This window comes from Nostoc sp. CALU 1950 (assembly GCF_051172895.1).
GTDB lineage: Bacteria > Cyanobacteriota > Cyanobacteriia > Cyanobacteriales > Nostocaceae > Nostoc > Nostoc edaphicum_A.
Map to the genome: position 1 here is coordinate 1 of NZ_JBDNJQ010000464.1, position 285 is coordinate 285.

Below are 285 nucleotides of genomic sequence, written 5' to 3' on the forward strand. Positions count from 1 at the left end.
CGTTATCCACCCGCGCTTTATTGAGAAGCATCTGGGTTTCGCCGTTTTCCCAACAACCCCCCATCTGGGGCGGTAAATCATGTGCATGGGTGTGAAAGTCGCTCTGGGTACCGCAGTAGGTAGTTCGGCTTTCCATTGCGGCAAACCATGCGCTCAAGCGAGGGTTTTCCTCTCGCAGGGAGTAGCCCTTATAGTAGTAAAGGCTCGCATTCATCCGTTCAAGATATGGTGTAAAAATGACATCGACGATGCCGAAGCCCGATAGAAAGTAAGGGCTTGGGGTGC

1 protein-coding gene is annotated in these 285 nt (G+C 52.3%); it reads right to left on the reverse strand.

Annotation, left to right across the window (positions count from 1 at the left end; translation table 11 throughout):
- Positions 1–285: glutathione S-transferase C-terminal domain-containing protein (locus tag ABF638_RS38430; RefSeq protein WP_435027961.1), on the reverse strand; the 285-nt coding region annotated here is incomplete at both ends.